Origin of the sequence: Bartonella sp. MR110HLJHH (assembly GCF_042194225.1) — a bacterium.
GTDB classification, from domain to species: Bacteria; Pseudomonadota; Alphaproteobacteria; order Rhizobiales; family Rhizobiaceae; genus Bartonella; species Bartonella grahamii.
Genome location: NZ_JBHIMQ010000011.1, coordinates 56,835 through 75,256 on the forward strand (window position 1 = coordinate 56,835; position 18,422 = coordinate 75,256).

General features: G+C 37.2%; 11 protein-coding genes. 6 read left to right on the top strand and 5 right to left on the bottom strand.

Translation table 11 applies throughout. From position 1 onward, the window contains the following. Positions 1 to 237: 237 nt before the first annotated feature. The 5 genes from ACFIKB_RS07270 (at position 238) to ACFIKB_RS07290 (ending at position 8,221) form a co-directional block, all read left to right on the top strand. Positions 238 to 3,468 (top strand): BID domain-containing T4SS effector, encoded by a 3,231-nt coding sequence (locus ACFIKB_RS07270; protein WP_375653170.1) that lies wholly within the window; start codon positions 238 to 240, stop codon positions 3,466 to 3,468. A gap of 857 nt (positions 3,469 to 4,325) precedes the next feature. Continuing rightward, positions 4,326 to 5,897 carry a murein biosynthesis integral membrane protein MurJ gene (murJ, locus tag ACFIKB_RS07275; RefSeq protein WP_375636419.1) on the top strand — a complete coding sequence of 524 codons (1,572 nt, stop codon included), beginning with the start codon at positions 4,326 to 4,328 and terminating at the stop codon, positions 5,895 to 5,897. A 60-nt stretch (positions 5,898 to 5,957) separates the two neighbouring features. Then, complete coding sequence (gene trpS / locus ACFIKB_RS07280) at positions 5,958 to 7,028, top strand: tryptophan--tRNA ligase (protein ID WP_375636354.1); 1,071 nt, start codon at positions 5,958 to 5,960, stop codon at positions 7,026 to 7,028. 63 nt (positions 7,029 to 7,091) lie between these two features. After that, positions 7,092 to 7,583, top strand: a complete 492-nt coding sequence (locus ACFIKB_RS07285) for a universal stress protein (RefSeq protein ID WP_015856726.1) — start codon at positions 7,092 to 7,094, stop codon at positions 7,581 to 7,583. Positions 7,584 to 7,642: 59 nt separating this feature from the next. Next, positions 7,643 to 8,221 carry a NifU family protein gene (locus ACFIKB_RS07290; protein ID WP_273723704.1) on the top strand — a complete coding sequence of 193 codons (579 nt, stop codon included), beginning with the start codon at positions 7,643 to 7,645 and terminating at the stop codon, positions 8,219 to 8,221. 1,129 nt (positions 8,222 to 9,350) lie between these two features. On the opposite strand, the gene ACFIKB_RS07295 is transcribed toward ACFIKB_RS07290, so the two are convergent. Together ACFIKB_RS07295 and ACFIKB_RS07300 are read right to left on the bottom strand one after the other, a co-directional pair. After that, positions 9,351 to 9,686: a zinc ribbon domain-containing protein YjdM gene (locus ACFIKB_RS07295; RefSeq protein WP_015856728.1), complete on the bottom strand. Its 336-nt coding sequence runs from the start codon at positions 9,684 to 9,686 to the stop codon at positions 9,351 to 9,353. A 1,061-nt stretch (positions 9,687 to 10,747) separates the two neighbouring features. Then, the gene (locus ACFIKB_RS07300) at positions 10,748 to 12,376 is read right to left on the bottom strand and encodes an alpha-D-glucose phosphate-specific phosphoglucomutase (RefSeq protein WP_375653171.1); all 1,629 of its coding nucleotides are present in this window, start codon (positions 12,374 to 12,376) and stop codon (positions 10,748 to 10,750) included. 216 nt (positions 12,377 to 12,592) lie between these two features. On the opposite strand from ACFIKB_RS07300, the gene ACFIKB_RS07305 reads away from it, so the two are divergent. Beyond that, positions 12,593 to 13,114, top strand: coding sequence for a peroxiredoxin (locus ACFIKB_RS07305; protein WP_375644925.1), 522 nt, complete (start codon positions 12,593 to 12,595; stop codon positions 13,112 to 13,114). 819 nt (positions 13,115 to 13,933) lie between these two features. On the opposite strand, the gene ACFIKB_RS07310 is transcribed toward ACFIKB_RS07305, so the two are convergent. From ACFIKB_RS07310 to pyrF, 3 genes are all read right to left on the bottom strand, one after another. Continuing rightward, the gene (locus ACFIKB_RS07310) at positions 13,934 to 14,566 is read right to left on the bottom strand and encodes a replication protein (protein ID WP_375653173.1); all 633 of its coding nucleotides are present in this window, start codon (positions 14,564 to 14,566) and stop codon (positions 13,934 to 13,936) included. 501 nt (positions 14,567 to 15,067) lie between these two features. Then, complete coding sequence (hisS, locus tag ACFIKB_RS07315) at positions 15,068 to 16,555, bottom strand: histidine--tRNA ligase (RefSeq protein WP_375644923.1); 1,488 nt, start codon at positions 16,553 to 16,555, stop codon at positions 15,068 to 15,070. 531 nt (positions 16,556 to 17,086) lie between these two features. Beyond that, positions 17,087 to 17,932, bottom strand: coding sequence for an orotidine-5'-phosphate decarboxylase (pyrF, locus tag ACFIKB_RS07320; RefSeq protein WP_375644922.1), 846 nt, complete (start codon positions 17,930 to 17,932; stop codon positions 17,087 to 17,089). Positions 17,933 to 18,422 lie beyond the last annotated feature (490 nt).

Consider the following 18,422-nt stretch of genomic DNA (forward strand, 5'->3'; position numbering starts at 1 on the left):
AATACAGAAAACTTTGAATAAGACACCCCATTATTTTACAGAATTCATTGATAAAATTTCACGATAATACTTCATAAAAATTACAAACTTTAACTTTGTTCCATGCGAATAAGGTCAATTTTTTCAAGCATTCAAATGGGCATTCTTCTTTGAAGAAAACGCAATGAAAATAATTAAAGGCAAAAAATGTAAAAAAAGCTTTCAAAAAATAATGTTAACATTTGAAAGGAAATATACATGAAAGAAAACACTAAACATTATGCCTCTTCCACACAAGAAGAATTGCAAGAACAACACCCTGCAATTAGTGCAGCCATTTCTAAGCAAATCAATAAAGCATCGCAAAATTTCTTTTATCCCAATAGCAAAGTGCTTAAAAATAAATACCGCATCAAAGAGCAAGAAATATTAAAGGAACAATGTTGTGATGATGTAAAAAAAGAAATGATAAAACTGCGTCAAGAACCTCTACCTGAGCAGCTTAATTCCTCCTATCTAAAATATCTTCATCAACACCTCTTTTCCCGTGCATTTGAATGGGCCGGACAAACACGCGAAGAACCTTTTACATTTGAAGATGGTAGTGTTGCTTCTATGCCCATTTTGAAAAGAAAAGAATTTACAAAACCTTTTGCGATTGGCAGAAAAATACAGGAGGGACTAGAAAAGTTAGATAAAACACTTGCTGAAAAGAATAATTTACAAGGCTTAACTCGCGAAGAATTCGTTGAACAAGCAGCTGGAATAATGATAGATTTGCACCACATGCATCCTTTCAGAGAGGGCAATAGGCGCACAAAGAGACTGTTTGTTGAAAAACTCGCTCAAGCAGCAGGACATAAGTTAGACTTTTCTCTTGTGAGCAAAAAACGTAAAGACTTTGTCCGCGCCGCTGCCATGGAACATAGCGATCCAGAACCTATGAAGCATCTGCTTGAGGATATCTCAAATCCAGAAAAATTGCTCATTTTACAAGAATTTACCAACTCTATGAGAGAGCTTGGATTGGATGAAAAAAATTATTATCTCGCTGTCGTCGCAAAAGAAGGAGAAACCTATCATGGTACCTACAGAGGCAGTGGACCCAATGGCTTCATGCTTGATGCCAACGGGATTTTCATCTTGGGAAATAAAAAAGATCTCACCCCAGAGCAAATACAGACATTAAAAATCGGTGACGCCCTCTCCTTTACAGCGCCCAAAACTCAAAACCCAGAAAAAACTCAGCGAAAAACATTGCTTCCAGAAAAAAAAAGAGCCGTTCTCACAAGCGATGAAATAACTGAAAAGAGCAAAGATAACGCATCCATTCAAACAAAGAAAAAAGAAAACGCCCTTTTTTCACCATGGATTACCCCTCATGCTTTACATGACAGCATTGAAGGTATGCCTCAAAGTTTGCAAGAACAAGAACAAATGGCCAAACCAATTGCGCAATCTGCTTCCTCCATGAGGAAAACACAAAAAGATTTCCAAAAAAACATTTTACAGACCAGCAATACAGCGACAAATGATCCAATATCTGTCCAAACGACAAAGGAAAAACGCTCTGATCATCAAGAAAGAACAAAACAACCCCCAAAAAAAGCAATGGCATACTGGGACACTGGTACAAAAAAGACGGACAGCGTCCCTCTCACCTTACAGGAGAAATTATCCTCATCGCCTGAAACCGAAGAAAATAAGACAATGTACCGTAATTTCTTTTGCCCTAATAGTATCACCTTAAAAAATAAATATGGAATAAAAGACTATAAAAAATTAAAAGTGCAATGTGCCCATGATACAACAAAAGCAATCATTCATCTACGCCAAGAAGCGCCACCGCAAAAACTAACTTCCACATATCTCCAATATATTCATCACACCCTATTTAAAAATACTTTTGAATGGGCCGGACAAACACGCGAAAAACCATTTACATTTGAAGATGGTACCGTTGCTTATATGCCAATGATGAAAAAAGCTGGTATTTCTTTTGCCTCAGCAAAACAGATACAAGAGGGACTAGAAAATTTAGATAAAATACTTTCTGAAACGAATAGTTTAAAAGGCTTAACCCGCGAAACATTTATTGAACATGTCACTGAAATGTTGATCCAGCTCAACTATACGCATCCCTTCAGAGAAGGTAATGGACGCACACAACGAATGTTTTTTGAAAAACTTGGGCAAGTTGCTGGCCACACACTCGACTTTTCTCTTGTAACAGAAAAACGCATGAATCTTGCCAGCATTGCATCGCTAAAACATAACGATAAGGAAGAGATGAAACATCTTCTTGAGGATATCTCAAATCCAGAAAAAATACTTATTTTAAAAGAATTCATAGACAATATGAAACATATTGGATTTGAAAATATTCATCATCATCTTATTATAACAGCGAAAGAAGGTCATACCTATAAAGGCTTCTACAGAGGCAGTGGACCCAATGGCTTCATGCTTGATGCCAACGGGATTTTCATCTTAGGAAATAAAAAAGATCTCACTCCAGAGCAAATACAGACATTAAAAATCGGTGACGCCCTCTCCTTTACAGCACCAAAAGTTCAAAACCAGCAAGAAGTGCTTATCCCCGCAGAAACAATAGCCCCCCTTACCAACAATGAAATTGCCACAAGGATAAAAAACAACGCATCCATTCAAGTAAGAAGAAAAGAAATCGAAACTTTGTGCCAAATCATTTATGGCAATCGTCATATTTTGCAGAAAAGAATAGAAATGATCCATGAAAATCATACTGAAGGAGAACAGCTCACCTATCAAATTGCCACCTCTCCCCAATCTATTTCTAAGCTTTCTGGTAGCAATGTATTTGGCATAAAAAACAACGCGCGCGCCCATGCTGAAGCAAATATTTTGCCCCTCTGTAGAGCCATTGATCGTTATATCAATATTTTTAAACAAACAGAAAGAGACATTCTCCATACCCATCATGTAAAACAAAGGCGGTGTGAACAGTCGGTAAAAATTCCTGAGGCTTGGATGAAAAATCTCTTTTCCTTGTCAAAAGCACAACAGCAAGAAACTTTATCAAACTCTCCTGAATTAAGGGGGGAGATAAGGACTTATATCAAAAAAATCAATGAGCGCTTATCCTCAAGCGAGCATGAAGCTATAAAGGAAAATAATCCTGAAAAACTTGCGAAGTGTCTTGGCACATCAACCGTTAAAGCAAAAGAAATTATGGAAATAGTCAAGCAGATAAAAGAGATAGAACAGCATATACACCCCATGTATTTTTATAACCATAAATTCGATGAGTGCTTAGCACCAAACCAGTATCAATCTATCCAGCATCAATCTATAAAGACAAACAATGAAAAAAAATGTTCCAACACTCTTGATAAAGAAGCAATTAAAGTGCAAAAAATGACAGAAAACGTCAATCAGAGTTCTAAAAGACAAGAAAATATTCAACCTCACAAAACAGAGCACGCAAAAGCCATGACAATGAATATCTAAAGGATTCATAAACTTTAACTTTTTGCCCTCTCTGGTAAAAATGATAGCCTTTACCCGCCTGCTTTCATTGGCAAATCAATCGCACCTCAACGGGAATGGAAACCATGAGAGAACAAATTTATCTTATTTCCTCAGATTTTATCCTCATTAACTATGAAAAGAAACCTGAACAAGTAAAATGAAAGGATCAATCATTTTTGAAAATGATAATTAATCACTTTCATTACCTATAGTGCTAAAAACAGACAAAATGCTGTTGAAAGATCACGTCTTCCTATCCTTTTGTTTATGTAATCTCTAAAATGGGAAGGCAGCCTAATTTTGAGAGAATATAAAGCCGTAAAGGTAAAAAGCAATCACGAGCTTTGCCATCACCTTTTAGCTTAGCCTTACAACTTTTAAAAACATCTAAAGCACTGTCTTTTAAATAATGGATAGATAATGGAGATTGTACATTGCTTCACGCTTTTATTTTATTTGCGTTCTTTAATAGGGTCATGCCCCTTACATAAAAACAGAACGGTATTGGGGTGCACTATTCACGACATCACACCATAAAGAGAAATTAACATTATATATCCCTATATGTCCCTTCAAACTGTCATGATGTCGCTCCCATATTTCAGTTTGAAAAAGAAATTTTAATTATTTTATGGCAACAATAAAAATTGTAATGCAACAGTAAACAAGGAGCATAAAAAAGTCTTCAAGCACCATTGTTGACAGAAAGATAAACACCGTCGTAAAACGCTTACAAAAAGTATCCTTGATTGGGATACAGATCAGATTTTTACGATTTAAAACGGTTTATTTCTCCTATCATCGCTTCTCTTTTACAACGAACCCGATATATCTTTATGACATTGATTAAAAAAATTGCAACAGTTGCTTCCGGAACCCTCATGAGCCGTATTTTTGGCTTCGTACGCGAAATGCTTATGGCAGCAGCCCTAGGGACTGGTCCTGTTTCTGATGCCTTTAACGCTGCTTTTCGTTTTCCCAACACATTTCGTCGTTTTTTTGCTGAAGGTGCCTTTAACGCTGCTTTCATTCCTCTTTTTGCAAAAAAAATTACTGAAGATGGTCAAGAAACAGCATGCAAATTTGCAGAAGAAGTCTTTGGCGTTCTCTTTTCGATGCTCTTACTGTTAACGATTGCGATGGAACTGAGTATGCCTTTTTTGGTACGAACCATTATTGCCCCAGGTTTTACCGAAGATGCAACAAAATTTAACGCTACAATTCACTTTACTGCGATCATGTTTCCCTATTTAACCTGCATGTCGCTTGCTGCCATGATGGGGGGCATGCTTAATGCTCTGCGACGCTATTTTATTGCCGCCATTGCCCCACTCTTTTTAAACATTATTCTGATTGGTGTGCTTGCCTATGCTTGGATCTATAAACTTGACGCTTGGCATATCGGCTTAAATCTCTCTTGGGGTGTATTGGCAGCAGGACTTCTTCAACTCACCTTAATTGCCCTTGCTTTGCGTCAAAGTGGAATGAAAATTTCCTTCCGCCAACCCCATTTAAGTCCTAATGTTCGCAAACTATTAACTTTAGCATTCCCAGCAGCCATCACGGGTGGCATCACACAAATCAATTTGCTCATTAATACCAACATTGCTTCTAGTCAATCGGGTGCTGTCTCTTCTTTGATGTACGCTGATCGTCTTTACCAATTGCCTCTAGGTGTAATCGCCATTGCCGTTGCAACCGTTCTTTTACCAGAATTAACACGCGCTTTGCGAAGCAAAAAGCACAAAGAAACCCACCATTTACAAAACCGCTCTATTGAATTAACGCTATTGTTAACACTTCCAGCATCCATCGCTTTTTTACTGCTCTCCACTCCCATTGTCAGTTTGCTCTTTGAGCGAGGACAATTTACCAGTCAATCAACACACCATGTTGCACAATTACTGGAACTTTATGGATTAGGACTTCCAGCTTTTGTTCTCATTAAGGTCTTTATTCCTAATTTTTTTGCCCATGAAGATACCAAAACACCGATGATTTTTACAGGTATTTGCGTTTTCATCAATATCAGTCTCGCCTTAACATTATTTCCTATTCTATCTGCACGAGGCATTGTTATTGCTGAAATTACCTCTGGATGGGTCAACGCCCTGTTGCTTTGGGGTGTCCTTATCAAACGCGGTTATTGGAAATACGACTTCCAACTGATAAAGCAAATATTATGTCTCATGATAGCAACCCTTTTGAGTGCACTAGCCCTCTATTACGGATTGAATGTGTTTGGTTTTTTGTCTTTTCCTTTATCCTCACAAGCATCCTTTTTCTTGCGCGCCAGCACCTTAGCTGGGATCATGCTTGGCATATTCTTGATCTATTTTAGTGCCTATTTTTTATTCAACACCCATTCCTTTTTTCACATGCTTAAAAATTTGAAAAAACGCTCATAATATCTATACTTTGTCAAAAACAATAAAACAAATAACCTTAATTGAAGAAAGAGCACTCCTATGGATACCTTCACACCACTTGTCTTTTCCGGCGTACAACCGAGTGGTCATTTACATCTTGGCAATTATCTTGGAGCCATTCAGCGTTGGGTTGAATTGCAAAACTCTCATCACTGCCTCTACTGTGTTGTGGATATGCATGCGCTCACGGTCAACCCAGATCCCCTTACTTTACGCGAATCCACCAGAACAGTGACAGCAGCCTTTTTAGCCTGCGGTATTGATCCTCAACAACACATTATTTTTAACCAATCACGTGTTTTTCAACATGCTGAACTTGCCTGGATTTTTAATTGTGTTGCCCGTATCGGCTGGCTTCAACGCATGACACAATTTAAAGATAAAGCAGGAAAAGATCGCGAAAAAGCATCTCTAGGGCTTTTTGCCTATCCCACTTTGATGGCTGCTGATATTTTAGTCTATCGTGCAACGCATGTTCCAGTAGGCGAAGATCAAAAACAGCATGTTGAACTCACACGCGATATTGCACAAAAGTTTAACAACGACTATGCACAGCGTATTGCCGAATTAAATTTTGGTATCTCTATGCAAACGGATGAAGAAAAAAAACAAGGCTTCTTTCCCCTCCCAGAGGCGCTTATTGGAACAACAGCCACACGCGTTATGTCTTTGCGCGATGGGACGAAAAAAATGTCAAAATCAGATCCTTCAGATTTTTCACGCATTAATTTGACCGATGATGCTGATCTTATCGCAAAAAAAATACGCAAAGCCAAAACGGATTCGGCTCCTCTTCCCGATACCCTTACCGCTTTAAAAGAACGACCAGAAGTGGATAACCTGCTTGGTATTTATGCCGCCTTTGCCAAAGTTAGCAAAGAAAAGATTCTTTTAGAATTTTCTGGTCAACAATTTTCGCATTTTAAAACCGCTCTAGCCGACCTTGCTGTCTATAAGCTTGCCCCTATAACAGAAGAATTACGTCGACTTCATCAAGAAAGTGATTATATCGACTCTGTTTTGCATGATGGCGCTAAACGTGCTAGTATGCTCGCAGAAGAAAATATGAAGAAAATTCGTGAAATTATTGGATTTTTGCACGATACATAAAGGTAATAAAACTAAAAACTGTAGAGAGCAAAAAAATCGTTTGTACAAATATAGAGAAAGTGCATGATTTCCAAACCCAAAAATCCGAAAAAAGAACCCAAGAAAAAGAACTTAGTCATTATCGATGAAACACCAGAGTGTCGGCGTGCCGTTGCGTTTGCCGCACAGCATGCCCAAAATACCAATAGAACATTGGTATTACTTTGTGTCGTTGATAGTGCAGAATTTCAACATTTTCTGGGTGTAAACAACGTTATGCGCACAGAATCAACGCAAAGTGCTCATAAAATATTAGGAGACATTGCCAGTGAAGTCCGCACCACCCATGCGCTTGAAACAGAAATAGTGGTGCGTGAAGGAAAAAAAATTGATGAGATTTCCAAACTGATCGACGAAGATAAAAGGATTGCACTAATTGTTTTAGCAGCCAGTGGACATACAGAAGGACCAGGACCCCTTGTTCAATTAATCGGAAATAAAGGGACAGCTTTTTCAATCCCTGTCATTGTTATTCCTAGCAATCTTGCCGATGAAGATATTAGATCTATTGCCTAAAAAATATAATATTCTACAATGTAAGATCTTCCCAATCCTTCATTATAAAAGGAGAGTTTATGTTTATTCAAACTGAAACCACCCCAAACCCTGCAACGCTTAAATTCCTGCCAGGACGCGTGGTTCTTTCTGAGGGCGTATTAGAATTTCGTGACCCTGAAGAAGCAGCTAAAAACTCACCTTTGGCAGCTAAGCTGTTTAATATTCCCAATATCAATGGTGTTTTTTTAGGCTATGATTTTATCACCGTAAGCAAAAAAGAAGGAGAATGGCAACATCTCAAGCCCGTCATTTTAGGCACAATCATGGAACATTTTCTATCCAATGAGCCAGTGATCACCACCAACGCTACAACACAAGCACAAACCCATGCCCTTAACGAAGAATTTTATGACGAAAAAGATGCTGATATTGTCTTAACCATTAAAGAGCTGCTTGAAACGCGTATCCGCCCAGCAGTTGCCAATGATGGTGGAGACATTACTTTTCGCGGATTTGAAAATGGTATTGTTTATCTCAATATGCGGGGCTCCTGCGCTGGATGTCCCTCTTCAACGGCAACCCTCAAACATGGTATTGAAAATCTTTTACGCCATTTTATCCCTGAAGTTTTAGGCGTTGAAGCCATGCCACAATAAATATTGGCCTCAATAGGTAAAATAACCACAGCGATTGCCCCTCTTCAACAGCGCTCAAACATGGAGTGCAAAAATCTTGCGTCATTTTATTCCTGAAATTTTAAAAGTAAGCTATGCAGCCATAAAAATACAGTACTGTTAAAAAAATCTGTCTAATAATGATACCTTCACTCATATTTCACCTCCACATATGCCTTAAAAAGATTTCAAAGCCCCTTTTAAGAAGCATAGGTTGTTTCAACAAACCAATCCGTACACAGAAGTACAATGCATGGATGTGCACTTTAAATTTATTTTGTTTCATAATCTTGTCATGTAATTTTAACCAAGAAACCACGACCCGTTACAAAAAAGAAAACCCAAAAAAGAAAACATTGTAAGATAGAGTGCCCATTTGCTCCATCTTTCTCAGTTCTCCCAGCGATAAAATCACGCAAAATACTTCTTGTAGCAGCCAATCGACACAGATCACATTTTGCAACTTGAATGAGAATTCTGACATTCTTCTTATTTCAATTCTGTTTTTATTGTATCAATCAAAATTGTCCGCTTACACAGCACAAACTGGATAATAACAAAAACTATTTTTAATAGCTCTTATACACACTTTTTATAAGGGACTGTTGCAACACTAAGAGCTGGAAAATGCATAACCGTACGACCTTATCAAGATCATACCGTCCTTTTTCTATTCTTAAAATCAAGAGTTTCCCCTCTATCATTTTCAATCTCATTTCCATAAATATGACGCAAACGGTGTAACTACCTGTAAAAATAAATACATTGAAGTTAGATCTATTATGATTGTTTGAGAAATTATCTGATAAAAAATGAGAATATTTCTTCAATTCATCAGGAATAAGTTTGTCTGCTTTACCGCGTTGTTCTTCTCATAAAGCACATACTTTTACTGTCGCATGTAAGTCAACATCCAACTTCACCCATAACCGCGTATTAAAAGAAAAGACAGAGTCACTATTCCTCTGCGATACATGGCTTTACAATAAAGGAAAATATATTGCCTCTATCTGATTGGTGTAATCTGTGGAACAAGAAAAGAATCCCATTCGAGAAGAATGTAAAAATAAAAAACCAACAAATGCAAAAACAATTGCAAGGGGATAAATGCCTAAACTTTTTTCACAAACTCCGACTTTAAACTCATCTGACCAATCCCAGGAATTTTGCAATCAATGTTATGATCCCCATCCACCAAGCGAATATTCTTTACCTTAGTACCACCTTTTAAAACAGATGAAGCGCCTTTTACTTTCAGATCTTTTATCACCATAACGGTATCTCCGTTTGTTAAAATCTGACCATTGGCATCATAAACAGTATCGGAAAGAACAGTATCATCGTTTTTTTGTGGCCATTCATGTGCGCATTCAGGACACACAAAATTTTCACCATCTTCATAAGTATAAAGACAATCACAACGAGGACATTTAGGATATTGGGTCATAAATTCCCCTTTTAAAAAAAAATCATTCACTATGACTGGTCATAAAGCAAGAAGTGCTTATTGTCCATTATTTTAGAAAAACATTTTCCTTTGTTTCAACCCTCATCTGCCAACTGTGTTCATGAATGCTATCGTCACATACCATATGAGTTTATAAAAATGATTGATCATTATATAACTTAAATGAGCCCCCCGCATATCATAAAATTTACTCACTTCATTCTCTCTAATAAATTAATCAAAATCATTTTCTTATACATCAGCAATGCAATTAACGAATGGATAAAAAACAATTAGAAAAGGAACCTCTCTAAATAAAACGCTCTCAAAAAGCTAAAAACTGAAAAACAAGAAAATGATGCCCTCAACTTGACCTTTTATTTAAGTAAAGATAACAGTCACAATGTTAGAGAACAGACTGATTTATAATCATAGTTAATGGTTTTGTATATTGAATGAGAGCCGATAAATAAGCTGAGATTCTCTCACCCCCTTTTACATTGAATCAACCAAAGCCTTTTGCTTGCATGCTACAAGTAGGAAGAGGCGTGTAAAACGATTATTCAAAATACTAAATATTTTCAAATATAAGAACCAACATTGAAAGCGAGCAAAGTGAATGATGGTACGGTCTTACTCTCTCATAAGCGTAAAATTGTGCTGCTCGATAGATGGTCGCTCATCCCTTTCAAAAGCAGCACGCATAAGATGCGTTTTTAGTGTTTTGAGAGAGACGCTTCTTTAAAACAAGCATATGAAATGTGCAACAATGATAATATTTTTTTTGCATAAGGAACATCTCCCCTATTAAACAAACATTGCTATCAAACCATCAAAAACCATCGGACATAAACTCCCCGATTATGCCGGATTATAATTACCTACAGGATTCGGTTTTAAGAAGCCCGCAGTTTTAGAAATCCGATTGATATGTAAAGGAGGAAAAAACAAAGCGCGCTTGAAAATGGAGGATCTGCCTTATGGCAAATAAAATCACACCCCTAAAATCATACCTCATGTGATCAATCATCATACCTTTACAAAAAAATATTCCAATGAACTTAGGTGATAATATCAGGGCGATCTCGCCCCAATGCTTGTTGTATATTTAACAGTTTTAGCGCCACCTGTTGCAAAGGTTGGAGAACTTCTTGCGGATTAAAATTGTGTTTGCGCGGATCACTTTCATACTGTTCAAAATAAAGTCGTAAAGTAGCACCTAGCGTCCCTGTTCCCGACAACCGGACCACCAACCGTGCTCCATTTTCGAAAAAAATACGTATACCTTGCCGCGTGCTAACACTCTGATCAACAGGATCATGATATGTAAAATCATCTGCTTTTTTGACGAAAAATCCTGCAATTTCAGTTCCTGCATGTGGTAAGTGCGTACGCAAATGTTCTATAAGTTCCAAAGCTTTATCTGCTTCGACTTCTTCATAATCATGCCGTAACGTGTAAAAACGCCCATAGGTGTACCAATGCTGTTGAACAATTTGTGCAACAGTTTTTTCTGTTACCGCTAAAAGATTTAACCAAAATAAGACAGCCCATAAACCATCTTTTTCGCGGATGTGATGAGAGCCAGTTCCAAAGCTTTCTTCACCACAAAAGGTTACTTTCCCCGCATCCAAAAGGTTTCCAAAAAACTTCCATCCCGTTGGCGTTTCAAAAAAGTTTAATCCGTGTTTTTCCGCAACCAGATCAGCAGCACGCCCCGTCGGCATAGAACGCGCTATCCCCACAACACCTTTTCGATATCCTTTAATGAGGTGTGCATGTTCAGCCATAATAGCCAAAGAATCTGAAGGCGAGACAAATTGTTGACGACCAATAATGAGGTTACGATCTCCATCACCATCAGAGGCTGCACCAAGATCTGGTCCTTGCTCTGACATCAATAAATCATAAAGAGCCTTGGCATAAACCAAATTGGGATCCGGATGACCGCCTCCAAAATCTGGCAAAGGAATACCATTAACCACCGTCCCTTCAGAAAATCCTAAGCATTTTTCAAAAATTTCATGAGCATAAGGCCCTGTTACCGCATGCATGGCATCAAACCGTAAAGTAAGACCTCGAGTAACGGCCTTGGCAATACAGTCAAAATCAAAAAGCTCCTGCATCAAAGCAACATAATCAGCGACAGGATTAATAATATCAATCCGCATGGCTCCCATAAAGATCGTACCTTGCCTATCTAAATCAATATCTGGTGCTTCAAGAATTTTATAAAAGGAAAGACGTTGCGATGTTGCAAAAATAGCATCACATAAAGAATTAGGAGCGGGTCCACCATTAGAAACATTGTATTTGATACCACAATCTCCCTCTGGACCACCAGGATTATGGCTTGCAGAAAGAATAAGTCCACCATGAGCATGGGTTTTACGAATAAGATGCGAAACAGCAGGTGTAGAAAGAATACCGCCCCTTCCCATTTTAACACAAGAAACACTATGCGCCGCTGCCATCTTCAACACAATCTGAAGGAGAGTACGATTAAAAGTGCGCCCATCCCCCCCAAGAATCAACATTTTTCCTTCAAGAGGCCCAATGTTATCAAAAAGAGACTGTATAAAGTTTTCTACATAATGAGGTTGTTGAAAAACAGATACTTTTTTGCGCAAACCAGACGTTCCCGGTTTTTGCCCCTCGAAAGCCGTGGTCAAAACTGTCTTGATGGTCATGTAAATACCTTCATATTCTTTCCTTTAATTTTAAGGTGAAGAGTATCCAAAGTCGACCATTAATTCTACTTGACGGAAGTGTGAAATATTTGCACACTCGTTAGAAGTAAAAATTCTTGAAGAATCCCTTTTATTTAAACCGTTCTTTCCGATATGCTTTTAAAGACAAAAGCTGTTTTAAAACGAAATTTTTGTAAAAAATATAGGAGCATCCTTATGATGAAAAAAACTGTTCCCAATGTAACATTCCATACACGTGTCCGCGATGAAGTGGGTGAAAATAATTCTTATCGGTGGCAAGAAGTTAACAGCGATGCTTACTTTAAAGGAAAGCGTGTTATTCTTTTTTCTCTTCCTGGAGCTTTTACCCCTACTTGCTCAACTTTTCAGCTGCCTGACTTTGAAAAACTCTATGATGAATTTAAACAAGCGGGTATTGATGAAATTTATTGTCTTTCCGTCAATGATGCTTTTGTCATGAATGCTTGGGGAAAAACACAAAATATCAAAAACGTGAAATTAATTCCTGATGGCTCTGGTGAATTCACACGCAAAATGGGTATGCTGGTTGCAAAAGACAATGTTGGTTTTGGCATGCGATCATGGCGCTATGCTGCCGTTATTAATGATGGTGTGGTTGAGAAATGGTTTGAAGAAGCAGGTTTTTCAGATAATTGTGCAACAGATCCTTATGAAGTTTCTTCACCACAAAATGTTCTAAAAGCTTTGAAAAACTAATTCCGCCCCCAAATCGTCTATTTAAACAAAATTTAACGACACAAATTTCCCTAATAAAGAAAATTTGTGTCGTTTGTATTTTTTGAAACATCTATTTGTCAAGACAAACACTGTAAGTTGGTTGTGCGTTTTTGGTGAGAAAATATTCCAGCAATAATTTTTTAATAGGTATTTCACGTTTTAACTGCTTTGAAAAAACTTGAAAAATTTCCAGTAAAAAATCTAAACCAATTATAGTGCTCAAAGAATAAAAAGCTAAAAACTGTTGCACGCTATCAAAAAATGGGGATGCAATTGCGAAATGCGCAAATTCATACAAAACTCTCTCAGAAAAATCAAGGACTAACGTATCGATGAAATATGCACGATCAATGCTAAATTTCTCCTATTGAGAAAAACTTTGTGTCAAACAATAATTTGATTTATAACGATAATTTATAATTTTTCATGTCGAATGAGAGGCACTGAATATCATAAGATTGTTTTATTTTATCCCTTCTTATATTGAATCTCTTAAAACTATTTTCTTGCTTATTAGCACGTAAGGTTGGCATATGAATAAACGATTAAAAAGAGTAAAAGTACGTCTCATAAACGCTCTAAAATACAAGAGCTATGAACACCATTACTGCAAGGTTCATAAAAATATCAAGAAAGAAAATATTGCATAAAAACGGCTCTGCATAAATAACTGTTCATGAAGAATATTAAATAAAAACAGATCCCGTAAACATTCCAATTCACATACCATAAACAGACTCATCGCTGTTCTCATAGCCATTTATTCTAAGCTTTTATTTTTCTCTAAGAGAGAAACAGTTAAAGAAGGCGTTTATTTGGATATTCTACCATAAAGTGTGTTTTCATTTCTTCCTCTTCTATCTCTTCCTCTTCATCGAACTCAAAATCTTCATCACATTCAGGAAGCCCAAAAATATCTGGATTAATGAAATAACAATATTTTTTTGTCCCCTTCGCTACAATTTTATTCTTTTCTAATTCTTTGATACCTTCTTTAAAACTTTCAAAATTAAGATATTCTGGTTCTTGAATTGAAAGATCACAAATCAAAAATTCATTGAGAGTATCCTCATCTAATCTTACCTGATCAAACCATAAATCCACATCATCTTCATCTGACATTTTCCCTACTTGCCACAACATCACAAAAAATGCTTTCATACCACTAAGTGATAGCCCAAAAATCATACGCCGACTATCGGACGCTCCTGAAAACGTAATTTGCGGAAGATCTTCAAATCCGAAATTTGAAGGAGGAAGTTTAAATGATTTTCCAATATCTTCAGGTTTTTTCAAAATAAAGAGATTTCTTTCATATAATACTGTAAAATCATATTGGGCCATTTTCATTTCTCCGTAAAAAATTGATTTGTTATAATAAATGAATAATTTCAAATGGTTGTCATTATAATCTCTTATAATTCCTCCCATATTTTCCCTTTAAAAATTGTCTGATTTAAGTTATTCGTTGCTTTTGAAACTAAAAAAATCTTCTAAAATAAAACTCTTGAGATTTCTTTCATCTCTCATGGATGTGAGATTGTAGACTGCCGACAATAAAACAGTAGAAATATGATATCAGCAAATGAGAATTCAAAAATTAAATCCATATGAATGATCAATATTTCTATAAACTATTGGGTTTCTGTTATTGATCATCAATTTTTCTAAACAGGATTGCGTCAAGAACCTCAAATGCTTCAGTGTCCAGTATCTTGCTTCACGCAAGGTACTTACCTCGCGCGCTCAAAAGCATTCATTTCATAATGAAGACAAAGCATTTTTATCTTTAAAAAATTGCTTTTATGCCGCAGGAACTTAAAAAAATAACGCGATTTTAAGAATATCTAAACAAGTAAAATACAAATTCTGAAAATTGAAGAGGAAATGTTCGAGCTTTTCCCAACAATCGCTTTCACAAAACTTTTATCATTACCGTTTTTGGGCTGCCAAAATATCTTGTACTGTTTGAACCAATTGCTCTTCATCAATCATCACTTGCGCAGGACGGCTTTCACGCCATGTTTGATTGTCCTTAATTTCGTGGGACAAACGCGCCCCTTCAATCAAATCTTTAATCTGTATTTTTCCGCTCTCACGTTCTTGTGAGCCTTGGATCACCACACAAGGCGCTTGACGTCGATCTGCATATTTCATCTGCGCTTTTATCCCCGATGCCCCCAAATAGAGCTCAGCACGAATTCCCGCACCACGCAACTGCATCACCATTTTTTGATAGCGTGCAACAGCTTCTGGTTCTTTATCCATCATCAACACCACAACCGGCCCTGTTGTCTCCTTCATAGGCAACTTTCCAAGATTTTGCAAAGCAGCAATCAAGCGTGAAACCCCGATTGAAAAACCTGTTGCTGGAATATTTTCACCACGAAAGCGTGCCACCAATCCATCATAGCGCCCACCACCACCAACGGAGCCAAAAACAACTTTTTGCCCATCATCATTGAGAACATCAAAAAGCAATGCCGCCTCAAAAACAGGTCCAGTATAATATTCCAATCCACGAACCACCGAAGGATCAATTTTAATGCGATTGTGATAACCATTAGCGACAAAGATTGCTTGCATTTCCTCAAGCTCGCGAACCCCTTCAAGCCCCTGAGCACTCTGACCAACGACTTGTCTGAGAGCATCAAGGATTTCTTCTGCTGTTTTTGCGTTTACAGTCAGTAAGGAAAGAATACACTCAATCTCTTTATCCTTAAGCTCGGCCCCTTTTGTAAAATCACCACTTTCATCCAAACGCCCCTTGCCTAGAAGAAAACGCACGCCTTCAGGACCAAATTTATCCAGTTTATCCATTGCTCGAAGCACAGTTAAGCGCCTTTCAATCTGCTCCCTTTCCCCTAAACCAATCAATTCTAAAACACTTTCCAGAATTTTTCGGTTATTCAAGCGAATGGCATAATCATGCTGCTGAAACCCTAACTTTTCCAAACTGTCTGCTGCCATCATACAAATTTCGGCATCCGCTGCTACCGTTGGTGTTCCAACAATATCCGCATCAAACTGCATAAATTGCCGAAAGCGCCCTGGTCCAGGTTTTTCATTGCGAAACACAAAACCAAGACGATAACTGCGATAAGGCTTTGGCAAAACTTCAAAATTCTCTGCAAAATAACGGGCAAGAGGCGCAGTAAGATCATAGCGCAAAGACATCCATTGCTCATCATCATCTTGTAGCGAAAAAACGCCCGCATTTGGACGATCTTCATCAGGCAAAAACTTACCCAGCACATCTGTATATTCAAAAATTGGTGTTTCCAGTGCTTCAAAACCGTAAAGTTCATAAACTTCACGAATTTGCGCAATCATTGTTTCAGTTGCATACAACTGTGCACTTGTACGATCCACAAAACCACGGGGTAAACGGGCTTTAGTTTTTTCTTGTTTCAATGACATGTTATTCTCTAGCAACAATATGTGTTCACGGATAACCATTATCCCATAGAAACCAACGCTGCAATGACTTTATCAATCTAAAAACTTTTAATAACATGTTAGAGTCCTTTATTTTACAAAAGCAATATCCTTATAAAGCGATATTCTAAAAGAGTTTATCCTGTAAGATGAGTCATCACCCTTAAACTAAAACGTCCCCAAAACGAATACACTCTCCAAACCCTCTTATGCCTCATCTTTAGCTCTGTTCAGGTATTTCTTTCATTTTTTTCCTTTATCTCGTCTTTCTTGAAGCAATTTTTCATATATTCCCAAGATTTCTGCATTTTTTTCAAACCTTTGCTTTCCGTATTTGGTCCTCCCAATCCCAACAGAAAATAAGAAATATATGAACACTTTTTGAAAAGATCAAAAACAACTCTTAACTTTAGATAAAGAAAAACACTTCTTGAAATTCGTATCTGACTTAAAATTTGATAAACCACCTTCTTTTATAAGAGCTTTTTTTCTTTGATAACTTAGCAAAAAACTTTAAGATAGAAGCGTGTTTTTAGATTGCTCGGCAAAATCATGAATAACATTTTTTAAATCAACACTATTTCGACCAACCTCTGTAATCGATCTTGAAATGGAAGGAATAAGATTCTGCCATAGCCTTTGAGGAAACTGCTGAGTTAATTGTGTTATTGTTCCCCCTTGAGCCCCAATGCCAGGAACGAGAAATAAGTTATTTTCTAACTGTTCGATTGTATCTTTTGCTTCATTGCCCAATGTTGCTCCAATCACTGCCCCAATAGGACCAACATGATGATATTGACTTGAAGATTGGCTATTATATTCAAAAATACGCTGCGCCAAATGAACAGAAACCGTTTGATCACCAATGCGCGCATTGCGAATGTGCCTTCCCTCTGGATTCGAAGATTGAACAACCATAAAAACAGCCGTTTTTGTTTCTTCTGCAATCTTTATTAAAGGAATGAGAGCATCAAATCCTAAAAAAGGATTGACTGTTATGGCATCTGCTTTAAACGCACTGCTTGAACCAAGCCAAGCTTTACCGTAAGCCTCAGCAGTAGAGCCAATATCCCCTCTTTTCGTATCAACGAGAACCAACAAACCTTGTTCGTGTGCATTTTCAATAAGTTCTTTGAGAATTTGAAGCCCTTCCACCCCATATAACTCAAAAAATGCGGCTTGAGGCTTTATCATCCCCACTTTATCCACAACCGCTGTTAAGAGGATATCACAAAAATCTTTTAGACCTTTATAATCACAGCTTAAATTCCATGATTGCAAAACTTTATGACTCGGATCAAAACCAACGCAAAGCGGTCCATATTTTTCACTATTTTTAAAAAAAGCTGAACAAAACATTTTATATCCTAACACGGTCTGTCTTTAAACTTTTTGATACAATCAAAAAGAAAAGCATTTGTCAAAAGAATACAATACTGAAAACACAAAGAAAGAGCTCTCTATACAAAGTGTGCTTTTATTTATGAAACATAAATATATTTCCATTCGTAACGCTTATCACATGTTTATCGACCAAGACATTGTCATGAGACAAAAACTCAAATTTATGAAGGAATATAAACAAAAAAAGCGTTCATATTATTTTGTTCAATGACCTCATAAAGCCCAATAGCGTGCCTTGTCGTTTTTACACCCCTTTTTTATGATCAACAAAAACTCTCTATGAACGTGCTTTAAACAAAAGTTTTAAAAGAAAATGCCCCACTATGATGATCTCGAGCTTAACTTTAGATCTCTCCTATCCCTTTTTAGCGCATATCTATTCACTTTTGGAACATAATTGGCAAAAAGACATTGTATCTCCAGCATATTCAAGGAGATAAAACAT

Coding starts and splice junctions, on each gene's coding strand:
- ACFIKB_RS07305 (WP_375644925.1), top strand. CDS start 12,593: ATGATGAAAAAAACTGTTCCCAATGTAACATTCCATACACGTGTCCGC.
- trpS (WP_375636354.1), top strand. CDS start 5,958: ATGGATACCTTCACACCACTTGTCTTTTCCGGCGTACAACCGAGTGGT.
- ACFIKB_RS07300 (WP_375653171.1), bottom strand. CDS start 12,376: ATGACCATCAAGACAGTTTTGACCACGGCTTTCGAGGGGCAAAAACCG.
- murJ (WP_375636419.1), top strand. CDS start 4,326: ATGACATTGATTAAAAAAATTGCAACAGTTGCTTCCGGAACCCTCATG.
- pyrF (WP_375644922.1), bottom strand. CDS start 17,932: ATGTTTTGTTCAGCTTTTTTTAAAAATAGTGAAAAATATGGACCGCTT.
- ACFIKB_RS07310 (WP_375653173.1), bottom strand. CDS start 14,566: ATGGGAGGAATTATAAGAGATTATAATGACAACCATTTGAAATTATTC.
- ACFIKB_RS07285 (WP_015856726.1), top strand. CDS start 7,092: ATGATTTCCAAACCCAAAAATCCGAAAAAAGAACCCAAGAAAAAGAAC.
- ACFIKB_RS07270 (WP_375653170.1), top strand. CDS start 238: ATGAAAGAAAACACTAAACATTATGCCTCTTCCACACAAGAAGAATTG.
- ACFIKB_RS07290 (WP_273723704.1), top strand. CDS start 7,643: ATGTTTATTCAAACTGAAACCACCCCAAACCCTGCAACGCTTAAATTC.
- hisS (WP_375644923.1), bottom strand. CDS start 16,555: ATGTCATTGAAACAAGAAAAAACTAAAGCCCGTTTACCCCGTGGTTTT.
- ACFIKB_RS07295 (WP_015856728.1), bottom strand. CDS start 9,686: ATGACCCAATATCCTAAATGTCCTCGTTGTGATTGTCTTTATACTTAT.